The 3,479-nt window shown below is 49.2% G+C and carries 4 protein-coding genes; all 4 read right to left on the bottom strand.

What is annotated here, in order from left to right; translation table 11 throughout:
• On the bottom strand, positions 1 to 725 hold a 725-nt coding region (locus ACEW8P_RS07505), incomplete at its 3' end, for a type I restriction endonuclease (protein ID WP_373512474.1).
• A complete protein-coding gene (locus ACEW8P_RS07510) occupies positions 722 to 1,366 on the bottom strand; it encodes a hypothetical protein (protein WP_373512475.1) in 645 nt (214 codons plus the stop codon). The genes ACEW8P_RS07505 and ACEW8P_RS07510, both read right to left, overlap by 4 nt.
• Positions 1,363 to 2,586 carry a restriction endonuclease subunit S gene (locus ACEW8P_RS07515; protein ID WP_373512476.1) on the bottom strand — a complete coding sequence of 408 codons (1,224 nt, stop codon included), beginning with the start codon at positions 2,584 to 2,586 and terminating at the stop codon, positions 1,363 to 1,365. Before ACEW8P_RS07515 ends, ACEW8P_RS07510 begins: the two co-directional genes overlap by 4 nt.
• A partial coding sequence (locus ACEW8P_RS07520; protein WP_373512477.1) for an N-6 DNA methylase occupies positions 2,561 to 3,479 on the bottom strand: 919 nt, incomplete at its 5' end. The genes ACEW8P_RS07515 and ACEW8P_RS07520, both read right to left, overlap by 26 nt.

A 3,479-nucleotide genomic window follows, 5' to 3' on the forward strand; every position in this document is an offset into this window, starting at 1 on the left:
TCGCGGTTCAGCATACCGTTGATGAGCGTTTCCATCTGGCTCACCAGGTTGGAGGCCTCCTCCTTGCCATCGGCGGATTTCCAGGCCATGAAACGGCTCAGGCCCGCCGACAGCGTTCCGGCCCTGGCTTCCAAACCATCCGACAGCACCACGAAACCATTGTAAGCAAACAGGCTCGGAATAGTGGCTTTGTAGGTCTGGATTTGGTCGTAAGCCGAGCGTACCGTGGCCTTTTCGTCGGCGGCGTTTTTGAGTTCCAGCACTACCAGCGGCAGGCCGTTGACGAACAGAATGACGTCGGGCCGCTTGTTGACACCGTTCTCGACCACCGTGAACTGGTTCGCCACCACGAATTCGTTGTTGTCGGACGTCACGAAATCCACCAGCTTTACCAGGTCGCCGCGGGTGTGTCCGTTCTGCTGGTATTCCACTTTGACGCCCTCGGTTAGCATCCGGTGAAAGGCTTCGTTGTTAGTCAGCAAGTCGGGCGCGTTCAGCCGTCCGATTTCTTTGAGAGCCTCCTCCCGCACTTCCGTCGGTACTGCCGGATTGAGGCGGCGCAGGGCCGCCCGTAGCCGCTCGACCAGCAACACCTCGCCGTAGTTTGTCCGCTCGGGCCGCTCGCCGTCGGGGCCAATTTCGGGCGCGTAGAGGTATTCGTAGCCCAGCCGCTCGAGGAGTTTGATGGCGAAGTTTTCGATGGCGTGTTCGGTAAGGCGCGTCATTCGGGGGATTCGTTGAAGGTGTTGTACTCGGTCACGTAGGCTTGCTTGTCCACATTGAAGAGAATTTCACTGGCTGGGTAGGAATAATCGCCCATCGAGAATTCTCCGTACGAATCGTCCCAGGAAGCGTTGAATTCTTCGGCTTCATAGTAGTCCAAAGTATCAAATAAGCTTTGTTCCTCTCTTCTTAGAATTTCATTTTCATGGTTTCTAATCATGAAACTTGCAACAAGGTCAGTAGCATCAATGAGAAAATCTCTCGAGATTTCATCAATAACCAAGTTTCGACGTTCTATTTGCTCGGAAGTACCGCCATGGGAGGTGGTTCCCACTTCCTTGCGTAGTTTTCCGAGTTGCTGCCCGATTGCTGATAGTGCTCCCCCGACAACGTTCACAAAACCGCCTTTTTCATACCCAATAGCATCAAAGGCAGTTTTTATAAGTGCATGGAAATTCTCCCCCCCGGAAAGAGCAATCTGTTTATCCTTACATATTTGCTTGCTGATTCCCTCTAGTAGAGATTTTGAGTTCTCTAACGATATACTAAAATCTGTGTCAATATGAAGTTCGATCCGCTCAACGTAAACCAAATAACTTCTCCAACTATTAAAATCAGAAATAACTTTTTTTACTTTGATCATATCGATTCCAATCTTATTTCTCCACTCAACAATTTTGGTAAAAGCGTGTCGCGCAGCTTTTCCAGGGTGCTGATTTGAATTTGATTATAATCAATCTTATCCCAAATTTTTTTGGCAAACTCTGCGAATGCCGATAGCTTTTCCTGAGGCGGTTTTAGAAATTCTACTGCTTCAATATCACTAGGCTTTAAAGAAGGGTAAGTCGAAGTTGAGCCTTCTGCGATAGCGTGAAGATGCTCGGTCATTTCATTTGAAGTTAATAGAAGATAGATGAAATGAGGGTCGATATCTTGACAAGAAATAACGCAAAATCCAGTTGACACGACAAGGTTCTTTGCCGGGTTCTTAATTATTCCGTAATGTTTCTGATTTGGTCGGACAGTAGAAATTAACACATCATTGTGCTCAACTAATCTCTTTGCTCGGCTTGGTGCATCGGACAATTCAATTTCTTGAATAGCTTCAATTCTTCCGTTTGTCAATGATCCGGTGTCAAGATATTGAATCAAATCATACGGATAAGATTTATTAGCGGTATTGACATTGGTTTTTACAAAATCCCCTACTTTGACTTCCCCCCAACCCTCCTCCGCCTCCTCCACAAACCACTGTCTGAAAAGCGTTTCCGCCATTTGTTCCAGGGTTTTGTTCTGACGGTGGAGCAGGTCTATTTTGTCGTCCAGGCTGCTGAGGATGGAGGCGATGGCGCGTTGCTCGGATAGAGACGGAAGGTTGATAGGAACGTCTTCTATGTTTTTTTTCGAGATATTCGCTTGGTTTGCACTACCCGCAGATTGACTTGCCAAATAGTCATGAGTTCCATCATCCTTTAAAAAATAATACAGGAATGAGTTTAATATTTTTGATTTAGGTTTGATTTTGGCTACACGTTGATTTAGAAGTGCCTTGTCGTCTAATTTAGAAAGTGAAACCTCACCTACCACTTGTGTCAAAGTATGAGGATGATTTCCTGTTAGGGCAATTAATATATCGTTTCGCTCAACTAGAAATCTTTCATGATTTTTATCAAAAATATGATACTGAACATCATTGAGTGTCACTTGTCCACTCGCAACGTTTTTTATTTTAATTACAGGAAGAGAGTTTTCTACCTTTTCGGTTAAAAAGTTATTAGATTTAAATGCGAATCCATTGACTATCTCTATCAATTCTCCTAATAAAACTTCCTTCCACTCACGCATCGATTCTGATTTTTTCAAGATTAGCGGCAATACTTTCATTCAGGGTGGCTTCTTCCCGCAACTGCGCGGCGAACTCCGCTTTGAGTTGGGTAAAGCGTTCGGCGAAGTCGAAGTCGTCTTCCTCCTCGGCCAGGCCCACGTAGCGGCCTGGCGTAAGCACGTAGTCGAGTTCACGCACGCGATCAAGCGGCACAGCGGCGCAGAAGCCTTTTATGTCTTCGTAGCTACCGTCGGTATTACGCCATTGGTGGTAGGTGTCGGTGATTTGCCGGATGTCGTCGTCGGAGAGTTCGCGGGTGCGGCGGTTGATGAGGAAACCCAGGTTGCGGGCGTCGATAAACAGGATTTCGCCCCGGCGGTCGCGGAAGCGTCCGTTGGCACGGTTGCGGCTCATGAACCAGAGCGAGGCGGGGATTTGGGTGTTCAGGAACAGCTTGGCGGGCAGGTTCACGATGCAGTCCACGAGGTCGGCCTCCACGAGGGCTTGCCGGATGTCGCCCTCGCCCGATGACTTGGACGTGAGCGCGCCCTTCGACAGCACAAAGCCCGCCTGTCCGTCGGGGGCCAGGTGGTACATAAAATGCTGAATCCAGGCGTAGTTGGCGTTGCCCGTGGGCGGCGTGCCGTACTGCCAGCGCCCATCGCTACGCAGCAAATCACCGCTCCAGTCGCTGACGTTGAAGGGTGGATTGGCCAGGATGTAATCGGCCCGCAGGTCCTTGTGGGCGTCGTTGAGGAACGACCCCTCGTTGTTCCACTTTACCTGCGAACTGTCGATGCCCCGGATGGCGAGGTTCATCTTGGCCAGCCGCCAGGTAGTTTGGTTGCTCTCCTGCCCGTAAATAGAAATATCGTTGATTTTGCCCCGGTGGTCAGCCAGGAACTTCTCCGACTGCACGAACATCCCCCCC

This window comes from Persicitalea sp. (assembly GCF_041751555.1).
GTDB lineage: Bacteria > Bacteroidota > Bacteroidia > Cytophagales > Spirosomataceae > Persicitalea.

Bases quoted from the DNA above. Each gene is read 5' to 3' on its own strand.
- ACEW8P_RS07510 (WP_373512475.1), bottom strand. From the start codon at position 1,366: ATGATCAAAGTAAAAAAAGTTATTTCTGATTTTAATAGTTGGAGAAGT.